General features: G+C 65.2%; 14 protein-coding genes and 1 other RNA gene. 3 read left to right on the forward strand and 12 right to left on the reverse strand.

Going from position 1 to position 20,052, the window contains the following annotated elements; genetic code table 11:
- Positions 1-68: 68 nt before the first annotated feature.
- The 12 genes from AC5WNJ_RS12935 to AC5WNJ_RS12990 form a co-directional block, all read right to left on the reverse strand.
- Positions 69-2,696 carry a DUF1266 domain-containing protein gene (locus AC5WNJ_RS12935; RefSeq protein WP_495929885.1) on the reverse strand — a complete coding sequence of 876 codons (2,628 nt, stop codon included), beginning with the start codon at positions 2,694-2,696 and terminating at the stop codon, positions 69-71.
- Between the two features lie 240 nt (positions 2,697-2,936).
- Positions 2,937-6,020 (reverse strand): efflux RND transporter permease subunit, encoded by a 3,084-nt coding sequence (locus tag AC5WNJ_RS12940; protein ID WP_495929886.1) that lies wholly within the window; start codon positions 6,018-6,020, stop codon positions 2,937-2,939.
- Between the two features lie 3 nt (positions 6,021-6,023).
- Positions 6,024-7,292, reverse strand: coding sequence for an efflux RND transporter periplasmic adaptor subunit (locus AC5WNJ_RS12945; protein ID WP_495929887.1), 1,269 nt, complete (start codon positions 7,290-7,292; stop codon positions 6,024-6,026).
- Positions 7,293-7,375: 83 nt separating this feature from the next.
- Positions 7,376-8,002: a TetR/AcrR family transcriptional regulator gene (locus AC5WNJ_RS12950; RefSeq protein ID WP_495929888.1), complete on the reverse strand. Its 627-nt coding sequence runs from the start codon at positions 8,000-8,002 to the stop codon at positions 7,376-7,378.
- A gap of 339 nt (positions 8,003-8,341) precedes the next feature.
- Complete coding sequence (locus AC5WNJ_RS12955) at positions 8,342-8,821, reverse strand: YcgN family cysteine cluster protein (RefSeq protein WP_166018941.1); 480 nt, start codon at positions 8,819-8,821, stop codon at positions 8,342-8,344.
- Between the two features lie 69 nt (positions 8,822-8,890).
- Positions 8,891-9,247 (reverse strand): YcgL domain-containing protein, encoded by a 357-nt coding sequence (locus AC5WNJ_RS12960; protein ID WP_306424362.1) that lies wholly within the window; start codon positions 9,245-9,247, stop codon positions 8,891-8,893.
- A 132-nt stretch (positions 9,248-9,379) separates the two neighbouring features.
- Complete coding sequence (gene rnd / locus AC5WNJ_RS12965) at positions 9,380-10,561, reverse strand: ribonuclease D (RefSeq protein WP_495929889.1); 1,182 nt, start codon at positions 10,559-10,561, stop codon at positions 9,380-9,382.
- A 219-nt stretch (positions 10,562-10,780) separates the two neighbouring features.
- Positions 10,781-11,407 (reverse strand): recombination mediator RecR, encoded by a 627-nt coding sequence (gene recR, locus AC5WNJ_RS12970; protein WP_043333870.1) that lies wholly within the window; start codon positions 11,405-11,407, stop codon positions 10,781-10,783.
- Positions 11,407-11,739, reverse strand: a complete 333-nt coding sequence (locus AC5WNJ_RS12975; protein ID WP_175088413.1) for a YbaB/EbfC family nucleoid-associated protein — start codon at positions 11,737-11,739, stop codon at positions 11,407-11,409. The genes recR and AC5WNJ_RS12975 overlap by 1 nt, the downstream gene beginning before the upstream one ends.
- A 180-nt stretch (positions 11,740-11,919) precedes the next feature.
- The gene (gene dnaX, locus AC5WNJ_RS12980; RefSeq protein WP_495929890.1) at positions 11,920-14,142 is read right to left on the reverse strand and encodes a DNA polymerase III subunit gamma/tau; all 2,223 of its coding nucleotides are present in this window, start codon (positions 14,140-14,142) and stop codon (positions 11,920-11,922) included.
- 430 nt (positions 14,143-14,572) lie between these two features.
- Positions 14,573-14,669, reverse strand: an RNA gene (gene ffs, locus AC5WNJ_RS12985) — signal recognition particle sRNA small type.
- 130 nt (positions 14,670-14,799) lie between these two features.
- Positions 14,800-15,903 (reverse strand): AbrB family transcriptional regulator, encoded by a 1,104-nt coding sequence (locus AC5WNJ_RS12990; RefSeq protein ID WP_495929891.1) that lies wholly within the window; start codon positions 15,901-15,903, stop codon positions 14,800-14,802.
- A gap of 250 nt (positions 15,904-16,153) precedes the next feature.
- Here AC5WNJ_RS12990 and AC5WNJ_RS12995 point away from each other — a divergent pair, with 250 nt between their 5' ends.
- The 3 genes from AC5WNJ_RS12995 (at position 16,154) to AC5WNJ_RS13005 (ending at position 20,048) form a co-directional block, all read left to right on the forward strand.
- On the forward strand, positions 16,154-16,999 hold the full coding sequence (locus tag AC5WNJ_RS12995; protein WP_176677764.1) for a response regulator: 846 nt from the start codon (positions 16,154-16,156) through the stop codon (positions 16,997-16,999).
- On the forward strand, positions 16,996-18,693 hold the full coding sequence (locus AC5WNJ_RS13000; RefSeq protein ID WP_495929892.1) for a sensor histidine kinase: 1,698 nt from the start codon (positions 16,996-16,998) through the stop codon (positions 18,691-18,693). The genes AC5WNJ_RS12995 and AC5WNJ_RS13000 overlap by 4 nt, the downstream gene beginning before the upstream one ends.
- 137 nt (positions 18,694-18,830) lie before the next feature.
- Positions 18,831-20,048, forward strand: a complete 1,218-nt coding sequence (locus AC5WNJ_RS13005) for an ABC transporter substrate-binding protein (RefSeq protein WP_495929893.1) — start codon at positions 18,831-18,833, stop codon at positions 20,046-20,048.
- Positions 20,049-20,052: the final 4 nt, after the last annotated feature.

A 20,052-nucleotide genomic window follows, 5' to 3' on the forward strand; every position in this document is an offset into this window, starting at 1 on the left:
CGCAGAATTTAGACCAAAGCATCAGAGAACGTACCCCTGCCGCTCACCCGACCTGGGTTGAATCCCGCTCAGTGCAACGTGCGAGCGTCTCCGCTCAGCACATCCAGATGCAACGCCGGCCAATGCCCCGGGCGCGCGCCCGGGAAATCGAGACTCGACCAGGCACCGGCCAGCGGTGGCGCCGCCGTCAACCACTGGATGAGCGCATCGCGGAAGCCGCGCAAGAAGCTGTCACGCTGGTCGGTATCGCCCATGAAGAAGGCATAGCCGGCGAACAGCCCACGGGCATATTCCTTCCAGCTGCCGTAGTGGTCGCGCGCCATCGCATAGGCGCTGTCCAGATAGGCAGTGAAGGTCGCATCGTCCAGCCAGCCCAGCTGTCGCCCGGCAATCGCGAGGTCCACCATCTGGGCGATGTCCCACGCTGCCATATCCAGCTCGTTGCAGCGCGCCTCGTTGTCCCTGACGCGTCGCAGACGGTCCAGATGCACCTGCTCATCATCGCCGCGCTCGGCGCTTTCCAGCACGTCGATCTCATTGTCGAGACGGGCGCGATTGAGGGTGTAGGGGCCGTAATTGATCTGGTATTCGTCCCGATCACCGGCATCGCGCAGAAAGTCGAGGAAGCCCTTGAGCGCCTCGGCATTGGCGAGACCATAATGACCTTCGAGCCAGCCGCTGAGTTCCTCGACGCCCCGCCCGTACTCCACCATCGGCTCGCCCCAGCACGGCGTATTGAGCGGGCCGCTCAGCGCCAGCGCCGTGAAGCGATCCAGACTCGGGCGCAGCCCCGGCTCCTGCCAGTCGCTGGCGCGCCAGTCGAGCCAATGGAACAGGCTGCCGGGGTCATCGAGATGCCAGCGGATCTCGTTGACCAGCGGATGGTCCTCGAGTTCCGGCACCGCGGACTCCCACACCGCCCAGGCTTCCAGCAGACGCGTAGCGTCCGGATAGTAGCGGCACAGGGCACTGCGCAGACGCTCGGCACAATGGGCCAGCTCATCGGCGGGGAAATCACCGCTGTCCTGCACCATCAGCAGATAGAAGGCGTACTTCTCGGCCATCACCACACTGGCAGGATAGCGATGACAGACGGCCAGCCGCTGACGGCGCTCCAGCTCGACGGCATCGGCACGTCCGAAGGGCGTCTGGGCATCGGGCAAGGCACCACGCGCGGCATCGGCGGCCAACTGATTGAGATGATGCGCCTGCGCCGGCAGCCAGAAGCGCGCCATGCCCTGCACGCCATCGCGGGTGTCCAGCGCCAGCGTCTCATTGAGATATTGACGTGCCTCTTCGCGGCGCGCCGTATCGACCTCGGCGACAAGCCCCTGACGATAGAGCAGGTCCGGCTCGCGGATACTGGCGATGGCCAGCACCCAGTGGCGGCTGTCATTGCGCCACGCACGAATCGCCGCTCGGCAGCGCTCACGCTGGGCGGCAGGCAGCAGCGCATGCAGCTCGCAACGCAGCGGCGTCAGCGGTGACGCCATCAGCGGACGCCAGTCACTCTCGGTGTCACGGGTCAGATCGACACCCTCGAACAGGCTGCGACCGCGCTGATAGGCGCGGGCCACGCCCTGCCAGTCGGCATAGCGACGCACCAGCAGGTCAATGCCGTGGGCGGCGAAGTCCTCGCCCTCCTCACGACTCAGCCAGCCAGCACATAGCCCGGCAAAGGCGAGATCGACCAGACGCAGCCAGTCCCAGGCGGCGAATTCCAGTGGCTCCCCACGATCGAGATACTGCAGCAGCAGCTCGCCGTAGGCCGCGGGTGACGGGGGCTTTTCCAGCCCGCCATCGGCGACGTCGATGCTGGAGGAGGCATGCGCGGGGGCGCCCTTGCGCCCTGCCGACTTGCGTTCGGCCTCTTCCTGAGCCGCGTCCGCTTCCAGCTCATCCAGCCACTTGGCACGCTCGCTGTCGCTGGCCGTCATCAGGCGTGCGCTGTCGATGTCCCAGCCATAGCGATGCCCCTGGGAGGCTAGCCACAGCAACAGTCGAATCAGCTCATCACGCCCGGTGATCGCCCAGGTCTCGGCCAGCCAGCGCGTGACGTCCGGCCAGTGCGCCGCGGCGTCAAAACCGCTGACACCGTCTTCGTGCGGGCCGCTGTCACCGGTGGTCAATGTCCGACCGCCGAGCCACGGCGAGAAGATGGCGCGCGCCATCCAGACCCGGTCGCGCTCACCCTGAGGCCAGAGCTGCGTAACCGCCACCGGAGGCTGTGCCTCCAGCGCCTCCAGCAGACGCGGCCAGGTGACACCGGCGTCTTCGTGCTCCAACTGGGACAGCGCGAGACTGGCCTCGAAGAAGCCATCATCGCCTCGCGTCCAGCCCGCATCGCTGCGCGAATGGGCCAGGGCCTTGAGCCAGTCATCCAGCGAGGTGAAACGCCCGCCGATCGCCGTGAGCAGACGTATCAGCCAGGCACGCGTGCGCGCCTCTGACAGCCAGCCGGCGGTACGTGCCAGCGCCAGCAATTCCAACGCCTCCAGCTGGTGCAGCGGGTCCGGGGTGTCATGGGGGAAAGCCTCCAGCAGACGCCATCCCAACTCGCCCGCATCCGGGACTTCCTGGGCCTTCAGACGCGCGCACGCCTGGGCCGGTGTCCACACCGTTTCCGGCGCAGCACTGAAACCCCAACCGCACAACACCAGCTGTTGCCCCCACCAGGCACTCAGGGGTTCGACCAAGGCACACCTCACGACTCGATAGGATTCGACTGACGCAACACTTGCGACCGGGCAACTCGCAACCGGCGGCGCATAGTGTAACGGAAAGGGGCTTGCGGCGATGCCCCTCACGCAGGATAGCGAGCACGAACCACACCATGACGCCCGATGACAAAGGCACTGTCATCGGGCGTCATGGTGTGGGTGGCCGCGACTGCGCAGACAAGATTACCGCATTCTCATCACATCAGGATCATCACATCAGGATGTCTTCATGGACTTGTTGCCGGTCGGGATACGGAAGAAGGCGCAGTACGCCACCGGCAGCACCACCAGCGTCAGCAGGGTCGCCACGCCCAACCCGAACACGATCACCACCGCCATGCTCGAGAAGAAGGCATCCGGGAACAGCGGAATCATGCCCAGCATGGTGGTGATGGCCGCCATCGACACCGGCCGCACACGGCTGACGGCCGCCTGCACCACCGCCTGGAAGCGATCCTCCTGCTCATCGAGCTGCACGTTGATCTCCTCCACCAGCACGATGGCGTTCTTGAGCACCATGCCGATCAGGCTCAAGGTGCCGAGCAGCGCCATGAAGGTGAAAGGCGCCCCGAACACGATCAGACCACTGACGATACCGATCAGGGTCAGCGGCACGATGGACCAGATGGCCAGCGCCTGACGCAGGTTGGAGAACAGCAGCACCGTGATCACGAACATGCCCAGCAGCCCCATCGGCAGCGAGGAGAACAGCGCCTGCTGAGCTTCGGATGAGGTTTCATACTCGCCGCCCCACTCCAGGTGGTAGCCCTCGGGCAGCTCGATGGCCTCGATCTTGGGACGGATACGTCCCAGCACGCTGGCGGCCGTTTCCCCGGACAGCGGCATCGGTTCGGCGTAGACCGCCAGCATGCGCTGACGATCACGACGCTTGATCAAAGGGTCACGCAGCTCTGTCTTGAGCGGCCCCATCACCGAGCCCGCCGGCACGTAGGTCTCCTGCTCATCGCTCCAGACGTTGAGACTCGCCAGGGTGTCGAGATCGAAGCGCTGACGCTCCTCACCGCGCAGCAGAATCGGGATCAGCTCGGAGCCTTCGCGATAGACACCGACGCTCTCGCCGTCGCTGTTGATCAGCAGCGCCTGATGCAGCGAGTCACGCGTCACGCCGACACGCCGCGCCTGATCATCCAGGAATTCGGGCTCGATGCGATTGACGCGATTGCGCCATGACAGACGAATGCTGTCGGCCAGCGGCTCCTCCTCGAAGACGCGACGTACCTTGCCCGCCAGCTGACGCAGTACTGCGGGGTCTTCGCCGTAGAGACGCGCCTCGAGACTCGCCTTGGCCGATGGCCCGACCTGCAACGCCTGCACCTTGTATTCCACTTCAGGGTACTCGGCGCGCACCAGGCGTATCACCTCCTCCATGCGCGCTTCGCGGCTGGCCCGGTCCCGGGTCTCGACGATCAGCTGCCCGAAGCTGGCATAGCTGTCTTCCGGCGAGTAGGTCAGCGTGAAGCGCTGGGCGCCCCCGCCGGTGACGCTGGTGACATGCTTGACCTTGTCCATCTTGAGCACCTGCTGCTCCAGGTCGGCGATACGCGCTTCCGTCGCCAGCACATCGGTGCCTTCCGGCATCCAGACATCGACGAAGAACAGCGGGGTCGAGGCATCCGGGAAGAAGGCATTCTTGACCTGTCCGAAGCTCATCACGGCCGCCACCAGCAACGCCACCGCGCCCCCCAGGGTCAGCCAGCGCAGGCGAATCGCCCAGCTCAGCAGACTGCGGAAGCCACGGAAGATGACGCCACGATAGGGGTCTTCCTCCTGATTCTCGTCCGTGTCACTGTCCTTCGTCTCCCGCGCTTCGCGGAAGAACATGTCGAAGAAGAACGGTGTCAGCGTCAGGGCGGTGATCCAGCTCAACAGCAACGAGTAGCACAGCACCCAGAACAATGACCCGACGAACTCGCCGGTGGCATCCGGCGACAGACCGATGGGCGCGAAGGCAGTGATCGCGATCACCGTGGCCCCCAGCAGCGGCATGCGGTTCTGATTGACGACCTCGAAGGCGGCTTGGCGCTTGGTCTTGCCACGCTTGAGACCGATCAACATGCCCTCGGTGACCACGATGGCGTTATCCACCAGCATGCCCAGCGCGATGATCAAGGCCCCCAGCGAGATCTTCTGCAGCTCGATGCCATGGATCGACATCATGACGAAGGTGCCCAGAATGGTGATCAACAGCACCAGCCCCATCAGCACGCCACTCTTGACGCCCATGAACACCAGCAGCACCAGAATCACGATGCCGATGGCCTCGGCCAGGTTGATCAAGAAGCCGGACACCGCCTCATCCACTACCTGGGGCTGGTGATAGACCGTGGTCAGCTCCATGCCCAGCGGCATGCGCGACTCAAGCTCGCCAAGACGCTTGTCGACCAGCGCACCGACCTCGACCACATTGACGCCAGAGGCGAACGAGATGCCCAGCGACAGCGCCGTCTCACCATCGGTGTGATAGAGGCGCGACGGCGATTCGGTGTACTCGCGGCTGACCGAGGCGATATCGCCGAGACGAATCAGGCCACCATTGCCGGGACGCCCGACCACCAGACGCTCCAGGTCCTGCACGCTCTGGAACTCGCCACTTGGCTGCAGTTCCAGCGACAGACCGTTCTGACGGATACGCCCGGCGTCGCCGACCACGTTCTGGGCATTGAGCAGGTTGGCGAGCTGATCCGGCGAGATGTTCAGCGCCTGCATGCGATCACGATCCAGCGCGACGATGACCTGCTCGCTGCGCGCGCCGACGATGGAGACCTTCTTGACCCCCTCCACCAGCGTCAGCTCACGCTGCAGGAAGTCGGCCTGGTCCTCGAGGTCATGCGCCGAATAGCCCTTGCCGCTCAGGTTGTAGAGCAGGCCGAACACATCGCCGAAGTCGTCATTGACGATCGAGGAGCCACTGCCGGGCGGCAGGCTCGACTGGGCGTCATTGATCTTGCGGCGCAGCAGGTCCCAGTACTGCTGCATCTCGCCTTCGCGCACGCTGCTCTCGAGCTCCAGCGTGATCTGGGAAAGACCGGAGCTGTTGACCGAGCTGACGCGCTTGAGATTGGGAATCTGCTGGATCGCCTTCTCCAGCGGCAGCGTGACTTCCTCTTCCACCTGCTTGGGCGTCGCACCCGGATACTGGGTAATCACCACCGCGTTGCGGATGGTGAACTCGGGAAATTCCAGCTGGCCGAGGCCGAAGAAGGAGGTCACGCCACCCACCGACAGCAGCAGCACGACCATCCAGCTGATGACCTTGTGTCTCAGGAAATAATCGACCATGGATCAGAGCCCCGCTTCCTTGACCCAGGGACGCACAGGCTCCCCGGCTTCCATGCGACTGGCGCCCGCCGTGACCAGACGGTCACCGGCACTCAGTTCTCCCGTGATCACCAGTCCTTCGCCGGTAGCCTGCAGTACCGTGACCGGCACGGCCTCGACGGTGCCCTGGGCACCAGCTTCCTGCTGCTTGCCCTCACGCTTGCCCTCATTCTTGCCGTCGACTGAGCCGGTGTCCGTGGTGGCGTCCGTGTTGATTGTTGCGCTCGCCTGGGCGTCACCGTCCTTGGGCACGTAGCGCCACACCACGGCCTGGTTCGGGCTTTCCTCCTGAGTGACCACCGCCTCGACCGGCACGCGCCACTGGCCCTGGGTCGCCGCCGTCAGTTGCTGCATGTCCAGCTCCACGGTGGCGCTCATGCCTGACAGCACGGTGATGTCCTGCGGCTCCGGCAGCGTCAGGGTGACTTCATAGCTAAGCGAACCCTCGCTGGCACTGGTGTCGTGCTCCTTGTAACGGGCCGGGTAGCGCGTCTCGCCACTGCCGAAGCGCACCCAGGCCAGGGCGGCATCCTCAAGGCGCCCGGCCTCGGCACGCTCACGATCGATGGCGCGCACCTGACGCTCCGGCATGTTGAAGATCACGTCGATCTGGCCCGGCTGCTGCAGCACGGCGATGGTTTCCTGGGCGGCGACCACCTGATAGTTATCCACCGGCACGCGCGCGATCACCCCGTCATAGGGCGCCTTGAGATAGGTGTAGCTGAGCTGGTCCTGCGCCTGGGAATACTGGGCCTGCGCAGACTGGAATTCGGCCTGCGCCTCATCGAAGCGTGCCCGACTGATGGCGCCCTTCTCCACCGAATACTTCATGCGCTTGTAGGTCGCCTGCGCCAGATTGAAGCTGGAACGGGCATTGTTGAGCTCGCTTCTGGCATCGCGATCATCCAGACGGGCGATCAACTCGCCCTTCTCGACCTCCTGGCCGGCCTGGACCTTGAGTTCGCGCAGCTCACCGCCGATGCGAAACGACAGGTTGGAGCGCTCCGAGGCCTCGACCACACCGGGATAGCGCTGGATGACCCCGCCGCCTTCATCCGACAACGACAGCAACTTGACCGGATGCACCTTCTGCTTCTCCAGCGGCGCCTCGGCCTCGCTGCAGGCCGCAAGCCCGAGGGCCAGCAGGAGTCCGGCGAACAGCTGAAGGACGCGGCCTCCCCGCCAGGCGAAAGGAGTACGCAGGTGTGGCTTGGCACCAGGTCGAAGTTTCATCAGCGGGCCCTTGAATCGTTGGAATGGAATGTCACAAGCGAAATCTGTCATCTGTCCGGCGTGCGCTGCGGGGTTGACTGCCCTCACTGGCGAAGCGCGATCGCGTCCCAGGCCATCTCGAAGGCCTGGTCGAAGCTGTCATCACTGATGGCTGGCACTTGGCAACCGGAGCCCTGCAGCAGGCTGTAGATCGACCGAAACATGAACACCTCGATGAGGGCGAGATCGATCTGCTTGAGAATGCCGGTCTGCTGGCCCAGCGCGAAGGCGTCCAGCAAGGGCGCGGCGCGCTCCTGATTGGCCACCTTCAGGGCATCCTGCATATGGGAAGAGTGCAGAAACTGATCGTGAAAGCGGAACAACGCGGGCTGATGGCGCCCCAACGCCACCAGGGCATTCCATACCCGACACAGTGCCGATTTCAGCTGCTGGGCGGCCGGCGGCAGCGTTGACGGCTCGTCCTCGAGCACCTCTACAGGCTCGGCCTGGAAGGCCTCGATGGCGACCGCGATGATGCGCCGGCTGACCTCGCTGAAGGTAGCCTCCAGCAGATCATCCTTGTCACGGTAATAAAGATAGAGGGTGCCGGGTGACATGCCGGCGGCACGCGCGATGCGCGCCACGGAGGTCACGGCGAAACCATGCTCGGCCACCTCATGCAGGGTGGCTTCCAGCAACGCCTGTTGCTTGTGTTCATCACGATGGCGCATGGCCCGTCTGCCTTTGGTCTGTTCTGGTCTTGAGCGAATCCCCATAAAATAAATGAACGTTCATTTATTTACAACTAGACATTGCGCTGCCGAGTGCATGCACGCGCCTTGGCCATGCAAATCATCTCATGCAAATTATCTTATCTAGCAAATCAAGCCGTGACTGAGGGGCAGAGGCGTCAAATACAAGGCCAGTGAATGCCTGACTCGAAATGCCTGACTCGAACTGTCAGGCACGGAATGCCAGATACAGAATGTCAGAAACAAGAAAGCGCAGCTCATCGAGCTGCGCTTTCTGAAGGCATCCACCTGAAATCTGACACGCGCCCGCAGCGCGCTTCAGCTCTCGGGATCGATGATCGCGATGATGTGGTCTTCCAGGTCCTGCTGGCGCACAGACACCTCGGAGACGGCAAAGCGTGACACCGAGACTCCGGCACGCTTGACGCTCCTGGCATCGCCGGTCAACAGCGGGTGCCATTCGGGCAGCTCACGGCCTTCATTCAGGCGACGATAGCCGCAGGTTTCCGGCAGCCAGCGCAGCTTGCCCACCGTCTCGACATCCAGCGGAATGCAGCCCGGCACGCGCGTGGCGCGATTGGGATAATCGCGGCAACTGACCTTGCGCACATCCAGCAGACGACAGGCGACATCGAGTACCGCGATATCGCCACTGTCTTCATCCTCGAACTTGAGCAGGCAGCATTGGCCACAACCATCGCACAGCGCCTCCCACTCGGCGGTATTCAGCTCCGAGAGTGCGTGGCGCTCCCAGAAACGCTCACGCTTTCCGCCGTCAGGCTGCGGAACATCGCTCATCTTGCTCTCCTCGCCCTGCCGGGCAGCAGGGTCGTTTCATCAGTACGGTCTTGTCTGCCGGACAGGGCGTCAGTAATGCGTTTCCGGCGGCGTCACGCCAATCTCCTTGAGGAGATTTTCCTTGGCCGGCGGCATCTGCAGATAGAAGCCCTGCTCGCGAATCTTCTCGAGCACCGTGGTGCTGGCAACGCGCGCCAGCGGCTTGTCGGCACGAATCAGCAGTGTCATCAAAGGGGTCGGCGTGCCGAAGATGCCCAGCAGGGATTCCGGCACATCCTCGAGTCCGCGCGCCTTCTCGACGTAGAGGTACATCTCGTCCTTCTTGGCGCTCTTGTAGATCTCGCAGATCATCTTGTCGTCTGTCATCGGGCTACCCATCATCTTGCAGCGCTTGCGCGCATCAGCGAGCTCTGGCGTCACGGGCATGACCCGAGAGCTCACTATCGGTTTCTGGCCTGTGTTTTTAACCTGTGCGTCTGACCTGTGTTGCTGGCAGACCAGGCTGCGCGAACCTTGCGCATTGCCTCTTTGCAGTCTGGCCCGCAGAAGCGGCGTGCGTCAGCTCTCGAGCGCCTTGGCCAGGCGCGCGGCCAGCAGCTCACCGCGCCAGCCCTGCGGCAAGGGCAGCGTCTCTCCCTCGTGATCGGCGATCACCAGCGCTTCCATGTCACGGCGCTTGCCGAGAATCTCCGGCTTGAGCTGCGTCTCCTCGGCCACCGCATTGACCTCCCGCTTGAGGCGCTTCATGCAGTTCTTCCACTCCGGCGCCAACGGCGACGGCGGCACGCGCGGCAGCTGACTGTCATCGATCATCGCCACGTCCTTGAGCAGCGTCAGCACGGTGTCCCCGTGGCGCTTGATCTGCGGCGGATGCATGCCATCGACCTTGGCCAGTTCGAAGCGATTGGTCGGCAGTCGCTCACAGATACCGAACAGCTGCGCATCGGCCAGCAGGCGTGAACGCGGCACGTCGCGCAGACGAATCTGCTCCTCGCGCCAGTCGCACAGCACCTGCCAGGCGGCCAGGCCACGCGGCGAGAGCTTCCACAGGCTGCGATGACGCTTCCAGTACTCCGGGTCCGGCGTGGCACCACCGCTGCTGCCCGGGTCCCGGCAGTCCTCTTCAAGCCAGGCCATGCGATCCAGCTCGAGCAACGCATCGCGCTGCTCGGACCACACCTGCGGCAGGAACAGCACGTCCAGCGCGGCGTAGTCGCACTGCGCCTGACTCAAGGGGCGTTTGAGCCAGTTGGAACGCGTCTCTTCCTTGGGCACGGTGACGCCCACCACACGCTCGACCAGACGCTGATAACCCATCGAGGCTTCGCCGCCGGTCAGGCCTTCGGCGATCTGGGTATCGATCAGCGGCGTCGGCGCCACGCCCGCCCAGCGCAGGAAGACTTCCATGTCCTCGCCACAGGCGTGCAGCAGCTTGAGCGGACCCTCTGCCCCCAGCAGACGCTTGAGCGCCTCGCTGGCCGGCACCACGGTGGGGTCGATCAGGAAGATGCGCGGCGTCTTGCCGTCCGCACCGGGCAGCTCGCCGTCATGGGCAGCCATCAACTGCACCAGTGCCGGAATGGGGAAGAAGGTCGACTCGCGGATGAATTCGGTGTCCAACGCCAGCCAATCGGCGCCTTCCAGTTCTGCACAGGCAGCGGCCAGCGCCTCGGGGGTCTCGATCCAGACGGCCTCGAAATCGAGTTCTGACAGCAGTGCGGTGGCGGGTTGATCACTCATCAGCAAGGAAATCTCGTGGTGACAGGCTTGCCCGGGCAAGCGGGAATTGAAGGTGACGGGCACTCGCCAGACACCGGGCGGTAAACGACCGCGGGCGTGGTGGTTCCTGACCACCACGCCCGCAGACGTGCTGCTGTAGTTGCTTTGATACCGAAGCTGCCTTTTGCAGAAGCTGCCTCGACATCGATGCCGGTGCCGAGCATCGGCACCGGCATCGCATCAGATCTCGCCGAGGGTGAACGGCAGACGGCCGCTGAAGGCACGACTGAGCGTGCCGCCATCGACGTATTCCAGCTCGCCGCCCATCGGCACGCCATAGGCCAGACGCGTCAGCTTGAGCGGCTGCCCACCGTGTTGCACATCGCGAAGCTGCTCGGCGATGTAGTGTGCGGTAGCCTCGCCCTCGACCGTCGGGTTGGTGGCCAGCACCAGCTCCTCGATCTGGCTTTCTCGGACGCGGGTCTCCAGCGCATCCAGCCCGATATCCTCGGGCCCGATGCCATCCAGCGGCGACAGATGGCCGTGCAGCACGAAGTAGCGCCCCACATAGCCACCCGCGCCCTCGATGGCGAGCTGGTCGGCGGGCGATTCCACCACGCACAGCACGCGCTCATCACGCCGCGGACTCAGGCACAGCTGACAGACCTCCTCCTCTGTCAGCGTGCGGCAGCGCGCGCAATAGCCGACGCGCTCCAGCGCCTCGCCCAGCACGCCGACCAGACGATCGGCACCCATGCGATCACGCTCCAGCAGATGCAGCGCCATGCGCTGTGCCGTTCGCGGGCCAACGCCCGGCAGCACGCGCAAGGCATCCAGCAACTGATCTACCAGCGGCGAAAACCCCATCAGAACGGCATCTTGAAGCCGGCCGGAAGGTTCAAGCCAGCAGTCGCCTCTTCCATCTGCTTCTTGGAATTGACTTCGACCTTGCGCACCGCGTCATTGACGGCGGCCGCCAGCAGATCTTCCAGCAGCTCCTTGTCTTCTTCCATCAGGCTCGGATCGATCTCGACGCGCGCGACGTCATGACGACCATTCATGGTGACCTTGACCATGCCCGCGCCGGATTCGCCCTGGACTTCCGCCTTGGCGGCTTCTTCCTGGACCTTCTGCATGCGCTCCTGCATTTCCTGCGCCTGCTTCATGATGTTACCCATACCGCCTTTTCCACCGAACATGGCTCACCTCATCAATAACGTGTTGAACATGACCTAACGATAAAAACTGTCTGCCAGACGTGCCATGTCGTGGCACCTCTGGCCTTTGGTATGCGTGCTTGCCGGCACACACACCGCAAATCCGGGGAAGCATCAGTGGTACCCGGCACCGCCGACACTCGGTCGAAACTGCCCATAGCGTCAGAAATCATCCGGCTCGAAGGAGTTGACGCTTTCCTCGATCAGACGAGCACCCAGCTGTTGCTCCATGGACTGGATATGCGGGTCAGCACGCAAGGCTTCAACCGCGCGCGCATGACGCTCACCCAGCAGACGAATGCGACGACTGTGCGGCGTTTCCAGACCCTCCGGCAGCGGCGCGACGCTGATCTCCAGCACACGCTCCACGCCCTGGCCCGCCAGCGCCTTGCGAATACGCTCCTGATGGACTTCGGCCATCATCGCCGACTGGGCGGGGTCCAGCCTCAACTTGAGGTGGGTGCCGTCATCGTGCTCGACCAGGCAATGCGCACCGATATTGCGCGTGATGCCGCCCAGCCCCAGTGAGGGGAACAGCTCCAGCCACGCCGCATGATTCAAGCGACCATCGGCACTCGGGGTGCTGGAGACACTTGGTGCAGGCGCCGCGGGTGCCGGCTCCGGTGCAGGAGCAGGCTCCGGCATTGGTTGCGCTGCCACGGCCGGCTCGCTGGCGACCGGCTCGTTTGCGACCGGCTCGGGCGTGACAGGCTCGGACACGACCGGCTCAGACACGACCGGCTCAGGCGCCGACGATGTAGCGGGCTCGGGTCGTGCTGGCGCTACCATTTCAGCTTCAGGGGGCGGCGGGGCCGATGACTCAGCAGCCTCTGGCTGTGCTGACGAACCGAAGGCGGCACTCAGGCGTGACATCGCCGAGCTGGGCGCAGCCGGCGCCTGTGCGGGAGCTGCCGTCTGTTCTGGCGCTGGCGCTGGCACCGGCGCGACCGCTGGCTGAGGCGCGTCTTGCGCTACGTCGCGAAAGCCGGCATCCCGGGCGTCCTGCGGAACGTCCTCCGTCGCCCACGGGGGCGGCTCGTCGGCCATCGGCGGCTGTGCTTCGGTCGCTGGCTCAGCAACTGGTGCAGCAGACTGAGGCGCGGCCGCCATCGGGGCCACTGGCGCTTGCTGAGGCTGAGCCGGGGCTTCTTGAACAGGAGCCTGCTGAGCCGGAGCTACTTGAACAGAAGCCTGTTGGACGGGCGCTTGCTGGACAGGCGCCGAGGCTTGAGCGCCAGGCGCGTTCGCACCCTCCGCCTGGCCGGTCATCGGCAGCGGCGTCTGCGCCGGGCGCGGCACGCCCTGCGGGCGGAAGGCCAGCATGCGCAGCAGCGTCATTTCCAGCGCGGTGCGCGCATCGGGGGCGTTGGCCATGTCACCACGTCCCTGCAGGGCGATCTGATAATAGAGCTGCACGTCTTCGCCGGTGAAGCGGCTGGCCAGTGCCAGCAGCGCATCACGGTCACCATGGCCGTTGTCCAGTGCGCTCGGCACCATCTGGGCGATCGCCAGGCGATGGAAGACGGAGGCCATGTCGTCCAGCACCCCGCCATAGTCCGGCCCCTGCTCGGCCAGTGTCGCGACCTCCGCCAGCAGACTCGCGGCATCCAGCGAGGCCAGACACTCCAGCAGCGCCAGCACATGGCGGTGATCCAGCGTGCCGAGCATGGCGGCGACATCTTCGCGCCGCACCTGTCCATGGCCGAAGGCGATCGCCTGATCCGTCAGACTCATGGCGTCACGCATCGAGCCATCGGCGGCCTTGCCGAGCAGCCACAGCGCGTCTTCCTCGAAGCTGACTTCCTCGCGGGCGAGAATGTCAGACAGGTGCTCGACCACACGCACCGGCGGCATGTTCTTGAGCGTGAACTGCAGGCAGCGCGACAGGATGGTGACCGGCAGCTTCTGCGGATCCGTGGTCGCGAGCAGGAACTTCACATGGGGCGGCGGCTCTTCCAGCGTCTTGAGCAGCGCATTGAAACTGTGGGTCGACAGCATGTGCACCTCATCGATGAGGTACACCTTGTAGCGGCCCTGGGTCGGGGCGTACTGGACGTTGTCCAGCAGCTCACGCGTGTCCTCGACCTTGGTCCGCGAGGCGGCGTCAACTTCGATCAGGTCGACGAAGCGGCCATCATCGATCTCGCGACAGGTGCCACACACGCCACACGGCCTGGAGCTGACGCCCTCTTCGCAGTTCAGGCACTTGGCCAGAATGCGTGCCAGCGTCGTCTTGCCGACACCGCGGGTCCCGGTGAACAGATAGGCATGGTGCAGGCGCCCCTGATCGAGGGCATTGACCAGCGCACGGCTGACATGCTCCTGACCGATCAGTTCGTGAAAATTGCGCGGGCGCCACTTGCGCGCCAATACCTGATAGCTCATTGAGCGGGGCATTCCTTGGGCGATCTGAAACATGAGCTGAAATCTGCACGATCCGGCTGGGCTTCACCCCCGACGATCGACAGACGGAGACCGATGACGAGGCCTCGCTGAGAATGCGCTCATTCTAGCGACTTGCCGAGTGGCTTCAAAGCACGATGCCACTTGCGCAGCAGGATTGAGGGCACGACGCCGGATGACAGGCGTGGTGCACCCCGAATTGCGGGCACGACGAAACGCCAAGCGGGGCTCGGGTCAGGCAGGAGATGACAGGTTCAGACAGCGAGGGCGTGGCGAAAAGCTTCAGGCAGCGTGAAGCGAAGGACTTGCGAGGGCTTGCAATGCAAGGGCTTGCAATGGAGCGTTGCACAGCAGGCGGGATGATGCGGACATTTCATGAGCAGCCACTTTCAGGTCCCTGAAATGGAGGCGGCCCCATCAGCCACATCCCGGCACACGCGTCAGCCACTACCGTTGCTCCCTTCCGGGCCTGGCGGGGTTTGCAGCCTAGCATTGCGGGAGGACCGATAGGGCCACCACAAACATGATCATTCGGTAAACTACCGAGCCAATCGCTTGAACTTCAAGCACTTGGCGTGATCAAGGCGCACACTATAACAGCGCATCGCCGCCCTCACAAGGGGGAGATCACGCCACGGGCTATAGCGTTGCCTCACGCGCATGGCGATGGCGGAAATGACGCGCCATCACCGGTAGCAACAGCATCAGGACGATCAGGCGCAGAAGATGATGGAAGGCGACGAAGATCGGGTCGAGATCGAGCGCCACCGCCAATAGCGCCATCTCGCCGATACCGCCGGGCGCTAGGGCGAGGAAGGCCACGTCACGCGGCACGCCCATCAGCTGATGGATCAGCTCGGCAAAGCAGCCCAGCACCGACAGCGAGATCAGGGTCGCCACGCCCGACTGCCCCATCACCCCGACCAGCACCCGCGGCGCAAGGCCCTTGAAGCGCGTCCCGATGGCGCAGCCCAGCACCAGCTGCATGACATCGGTGCCCCATACCGGTGGCGAGAAACGCACCACGTCGCCAAGCGACAGCACCAGCGCCAGCAACAGCGGCGCCAGCAGCGAGGCATTGGGAATGCGCAGTCGCCTGGCCAGAGGCAGCAGAATCGGCAGCACCGCGATCAGCCACAGGCCGCTTACCGCCACATCGCTGCCGATGCCGGGCGTGCCCGCCGCGCCTTCCAGCACCCAATAGAGCGGCGGCAGAATCATGATCACCAGCAGCACTCGCAAGGATTGCGCCACCGCGATGCGCTGCGGGTCGCCACCGATGCGCTCGCCGATCACCACCATCGCCGTCAGCGCACCGGGCACCGAGGAGAACCACGCGCTGGTGGCGTCAAAACCACAGCGGCGATACCAGGCGGCGCAGGCCAGCGTCGAGGCCCATACCCCCGCCAGCAGCAGCAACGCCGACAACCACCAGCTGGAGAGGTGCGAAACCAGCTCCGGCGAGACGCGCGCGCCCAGCGTCAGACCCAGTACGCCCAGAAACAGGTTGCGCAGGCGGTCCGGCACACCGAGCCTCAACCCGGCCATCGCGCCCAGCAGGTTGGCGACCAGCGGCCCCAGCATCCACGCCAGCGGCATGCCGGTGAGCTGGAACAGCCAGCCGCCCACCACCCCCAGCGCCAGTGAGGTCAGCAGCGGCCTGAGCGGCACGTCAGCCTTGAGCGAGATAGCAGCCCTGGGCGAGATAGCAGCCTTGAGCGAGATAGCAGCCCTGAGCGACATGACAGCCGTGAGCCAATGGGCTGACGAGAGGCGCGCGCCTTGAGGCGCTGCAATAGCGGAACGGATGGCATGCTGGCTTCCTTGTCAGCGACACGAAACAGGCCACCAATGATACGCTGGCGCAAGCGCCATTGGCTGCCTGTTTGAGGCATTATTGCGCCTTCAAGCGGCCACTGCAGGTCGCAGACCGGCCCTGGGCCTGACTCTCATCACTCTTGTCGCGTACCTGACGCGCCCTTGCGGAGCCCGGATGACTTTTCCCGACTCACTCCCCTCAGCACCTGACAATTCAGCGGCTGACGCCTCAGCGGCTGACGCTTCAGCGCATGGCTCAGCCACCGCCCCGTCCCCGCCCCTGCTGCTGGTCGAGGACGACGCCCTGCTGTCCAGCACGCTGTGCAGCGTCTTTTCCGCCGAGGGCCTTGCGGTCACCCACCTGGCCGACGGCGCCGCGGCGCTTGCCCGCCTGGCGACCCACCACGATCACGGCTTCGCGCTGATCGTGCTGGATCTCAACCTGCCCGGCGCTTCCGGGCTCGAGATTCTCGCCGCGCTGCGCCAGCACGACCGCCAGACCCCGGTGCTGATTCTCACCGCGCGCGGCGCCATCGAGGACCGCGTGCGCGGGCTGGACCTGGGCGCCGATGACTATCTTGCCAAGCCCTTCGTGCTCGATGAGCTGGAAGCCCGCGTGCGCGCCCTGCTGCGCCGCCATGCCACTCTTCAGGCCAGTCAGCAGGCCACTCTTCAGGCCAGTCAGCAACCGGCGCCCTCGTCTGGCATCGTCCCACGCCTGACCCTCGGCAGCCTGGTCTTCGAACCACTCAATGCACGCTTTCTGCTCGCCGATACCCCGCTGGCGCTGCCACCCCGTGAACAGCGCCTGCTGGGTTGCCTGATCCAGCATGCCGGCGAGCCGGTGGACAAGGCGCGCCTGACCCGGGAGGCCTTCGGCGAGGAGGAAGCCGTGGGCGACAACGCCATCGAGGTCTATGTACACCGCCTGCGCAAGCGCCTGGAAGGCAGCGATGTCAATCTGCGCACCATCCGGGGCCTTGGCTATCTACTGGAACAGACCACGGACGACAGCGCTTGAATTCCGCACCCTCACCACGCCCGCATTCGGCGGCAAAACGCAGCATCAGCCTCTATCGGCGCCTGCTGAGCTGGCTGCTGTTGCCCCTGCTGGCGCTGGGCACGCTTTTGCTGGTGCAGGCCTTCCTGTCGGCGCGCGAGGCAGCGGACCGCGCCTATGACCGGCTGCTGGAGGCCTCGCTGGTCACCATTGCGGAGCAGGTCAAATGGCAGGACGGCCAGTTGTGGCTCGACCTGCCGCCCGCCGCGCTCGAGATGCTGGCCACCGACGCCCAGGAGCGCGTCTTCTACAGCCTGGTGGATGCCGATGGCGAGCAGGTCACCGGCAATACCCACCTGCCGGACGCCAATCGCGCCGCCGATGGTCGCCTGACCCCACAGGAATCGCTCGGACGCAGCGGCGAGCTGTCGTTTCGCGATATCGCCTGGCAGGGGCAGGCACTGCGGCTGGGCAGCCTCGATACCCGGCTGGGCGGCTGGGGCGATGACCCACGCCACGGCCAGCGCTACAGCATTCGCGTCGCCCATACCCGCGAGGGGCGAGACACCCTGACGCGTGAGCTGTTCAGTGGCTCACTGGTACGTCTGGCGGGCATGGCCACGCTGGCGCTGCTGGTGGTGCTGATCGGCGTACGGCTGGCGCTGTCGCCGCTGACCCGACTGCGGCGCGCCATTCGCGAACGCGACTCACGCAGTCTGGCACCACTCAACCTGCCCCTGCCGCGCGAACTCGAGGAGCTCAAGCACACCATCAATGACCTGCTGGCGCGCATGCGCCGCGTGCGCGCCAATCAGGAACGCTTCATCGGTGATGCCTCGCACCAGCTGCGCACCCCGCTGGCGGGACTCTCCGCTCACGCCGAGCTGGCACTGCGTCAGCAGGACCCCAGCGCCTGGCATGCCGCGCTGGGCCAGATGCAGGCCACCGCCAGCCATACCGCCCATCTGGCCAATCAACTGCTGTCGCTGACACGACTCAACAACCCGGAAGTGCAGCCGCCGCGCGTGCCGCTGGAGCTGTCGGCGCTGGCGCGCGCCACCGTCAGCCGCCTGTTCCTGCGCTGTGATCGCGCCGGGGTGGACCTCGGCCTCGAGATCGCCCCGGACATCGATGGCGCCGCCTGGACGCTGGGCGTCGAATGGCAGCTCGAGGAGGCACTGGCCAATCTGATCGACAATGCCTGCAAGCACGGCGCGCGCACCGTCACACTCACCCTGAGCCGGATGGCGGCACCGAGCGATGCCACGTTCACGCAACCGGACAGCGCCGCACTGGCGGGCCGCTGGCGGCTGAGTGTCGAGGATGACGGCCCGGGCATCGACGCCGAGCGGCGCCTGCTGGTGCTGCGCCCCTTCCACCGCAACACCCAGCCCGACAGTCATGCCCAGACGCCGGCGCAGCAGCCCGATGAGCTCAAGCATCACGAAGGCGCCGGACTGGGGCTGGCGATCGTCGATGGCATCGCGCGACACCACGATGCGCGCCTGACGCTCAGCGACGCGACAGCACGCAGCGTGACGCAGGCTGCTGATCCTGCAACCCGCACGGGCGACGCAGCCGAGACAGGCGCGTCCTGCGGGCTATGCGTCAGTCTGCATCTGGCACCCTGTGCAGCGCCTGAGGTGAGAGAGGATGAGGACGATGAATCGGCACAGGCCGGCAAGCCTGCCAGGACAGGAGGCACAGCATGCTAGCGCGACGTCCGCGAATCGGGCGGCAGCGCCCTGACAAACACAGCCCTGACAGTCACGGCTCTGGCAATCACAGCCCTGTGAATCAGGGTCCGGGCAGACAGCGCGCTGGAGGACTGGTGGTCTGCCTGGGGCTGGCCATGCTCCTGAGCCCCGTCAGTCAGGCCGCAACCCAGACAGGGGCCCGGACGGCGTTCGATCCGCTGCTCGAAGAGCATCAATCGCTGTGGTTGCAGGGCGGCCAGCCACTCACGGCGCCCGCGCCTGACAGTGGCGCCAGCCTCGCGGCCGACCTGACGATACACGCCGCGCTGGATCTGCCCGAGATTCGCCCGCTGCTGCTGCGCTACAGCCGCCAGCATCCTGAGCGCGTGCTGCACTACGTCAATCGCTCCGCCCTGGGACTTGAAGCACAGTACCTGCAGGCGCCGCTGACACCGCAGGCCGATCTGATGATCTCCTCGGCCATGGGGCTGCAGTACCGACTCGCCAATCAGGGTCATGCTCTGGCACTCGAGGCCCCCAACCTGACCGCCTGGCCGGCCAACTCACGCTGGCGCAATGAGCTGTATGCGATGAGCTTCGAGCCGATCGTGATGGTGGCGCGACGTGATGCGCTCAAGCACCTGGCGGACCTCGACGGCCTGCGCAATCCCCTCGATGTGCTGCGCAGTCATCGCGACTTCTGGCACCTGCTCGAGACGCGCCGCGAGCAGCTGCGCGGCCGCATCATCAGCTACGATCCGCGCCGCAGCGGCTCCGGCTTTACCTATGCCGTGTCCGACGCCCGTCAATCACCGCGCTACTGGACGCTGGTGCGCGCCATGGGGCAAGCCGATGCCAGGCTGGTCAGCACCACCGGCGCCATGCTCGAGGCGCTGGCCAGCGGCAAGGTGGACATCGCCTACAACCTGGTCGGCCCCTACGCGGTGACCTTTGCCCGTGCCCATCCGGAGCTGGTGGTGATCGTGCCGGAAGACTATGTGCTGATTCAGCGCCGGCTGGCCTTCGTCCCCCAGCAGGCACCTCACCCCGAGGCTGGTGAAGCCTTTCTCGACTGGTGGCTGAGTCTGGAAGGCCAGCAGGCAGTGGCCAGCGACAGCCAGCTGGGCGCGTTGCACCCCGAGGTGCGTGGCGAGGGCAGCGCTCAGCATATGCGCGAACAGCTGGGCGATGCGCTGCGCCCGATCGAGATCGGCCCTGGCCTGCTGGCGACGCTCGATCGCCTCAAGCAGGCCAGCTTCCTGAGCCGCTGGGTACTGGAATTCGAGGCACCCGCTCCCGTTGTCGGTGAGACGAGTCAGGGTCAGATTCAGAGGCAGACCCCGTCAGCCACGCCGCCAGAATTGAACCAATGATCCG

This window comes from Cobetia sp. PDI-23MA (assembly GCF_059507735.1).

Excerpts from the sequence above, each read along its gene's own strand:
- AC5WNJ_RS12955 (WP_166018941.1), bottom strand. The coding sequence starts at position 8,821 with ATGAGCGATGTTCCGCAGCCTGACGGCGGAAAGCGTGAGCGTTTCTGG.
- AC5WNJ_RS12990 (WP_495929891.1), bottom strand. The coding sequence starts at position 15,903 with ATGTCGCTCAGGGCTGCTATCTCGCTCAAGGCTGCTATCTCGCCCAGG.
- AC5WNJ_RS13005 (WP_495929893.1), top strand. The coding sequence starts at position 18,831 with ATGCTCCTGAGCCCCGTCAGTCAGGCCGCAACCCAGACAGGGGCCCGG.
- recR (WP_043333870.1), bottom strand. The coding sequence starts at position 11,407 with ATGGGGTTTTCGCCGCTGGTAGATCAGTTGCTGGATGCCTTGCGCGTG.
- AC5WNJ_RS12950 (WP_495929888.1), bottom strand. The coding sequence starts at position 8,002 with ATGCGCCATCGTGATGAACACAAGCAACAGGCGTTGCTGGAAGCCACC.
- AC5WNJ_RS12995 (WP_176677764.1), top strand. The coding sequence starts at position 16,154 with ATGACTTTTCCCGACTCACTCCCCTCAGCACCTGACAATTCAGCGGCT.
- AC5WNJ_RS12945 (WP_495929887.1), bottom strand. The coding sequence starts at position 7,292 with ATGAAACTTCGACCTGGTGCCAAGCCACACCTGCGTACTCCTTTCGCC.
- AC5WNJ_RS12975 (WP_175088413.1), bottom strand. The coding sequence starts at position 11,739 with ATGTTCGGTGGAAAAGGCGGTATGGGTAACATCATGAAGCAGGCGCAG.
- rnd (WP_495929889.1), bottom strand. The coding sequence starts at position 10,561 with ATGAGTGATCAACCCGCCACCGCACTGCTGTCAGAACTCGATTTCGAG.
- dnaX (WP_495929890.1), bottom strand. The coding sequence starts at position 14,142 with ATGAGCTATCAGGTATTGGCGCGCAAGTGGCGCCCGCGCAATTTTCAC.
- AC5WNJ_RS12960 (WP_306424362.1), bottom strand. The coding sequence starts at position 9,247 with ATGCCCGTGACGCCAGAGCTCGCTGATGCGCGCAAGCGCTGCAAGATG.
- AC5WNJ_RS12940 (WP_495929886.1), bottom strand. The coding sequence starts at position 6,020 with ATGGTCGATTATTTCCTGAGACACAAGGTCATCAGCTGGATGGTCGTG.